The 499-nt window shown below is 64.3% G+C and carries 1 protein-coding gene; it reads left to right on the top strand.

Annotated features, from left to right (window positions below):
- A partial coding sequence (locus tag AX703_RS19625; RefSeq protein WP_156452137.1) for a Tn3 family transposase occupies positions 1-499 on the top strand: 499 nt, incomplete at both ends.

The following is a 499-nucleotide window of genomic DNA, read 5'->3' as shown; positions in this document are numbered from 1 at the left end:
GGCGCACCAGGCTCGACACGGCGATCGAGCAGGTAACGGTCCTTGCACGGCAAGGGGAGCTGCCCCAGGTTAAGCTTGACGAAAACGGTCTCATCATCTCGCCGCTGAAGGCGGCAACACCGCCCGCCACCGAGATTGCCCGTCGCGCCGCCTATGATCGACTGCCGCGCGTGAAGATCACCGATCTTCTGCTGGAGGTCGATGCCTGGACCGGGTTCAGCGAATGCTTCATCCACCGGCGTTCGGGCCGGGAAGCCGACGATCGCAATGCGCTGCTCACGGTCATCCTCGCCGATGGCATCAATCTCGGCCTCACACGCATGGCGGAAACCTGCCGGGGCGCAAGTCTGCGTCAGCTCGCCCATCTTCACGACTGGCACATCAGCGAAGCCGCCTATGGCGAAGCGTTGGGAAGGCTGATCGACGCCCATCGCGCCATGCCGCTCGCCGCGCTGTGGGGAGACGGCACCACTTCGTCGAGCGACGGACAGCAATTTCA

The sequence above is a fragment of the Novosphingobium sp. CCH12-A3 genome, from assembly GCF_001556015.1.
GTDB lineage: Bacteria > Pseudomonadota > Alphaproteobacteria > Sphingomonadales > Sphingomonadaceae > Novosphingobium > Novosphingobium subterraneum.
The sequence above is the reverse complement of the archived record's forward strand: the minus strand, read 5'-3'. Positions and strand labels throughout refer to the sequence as shown.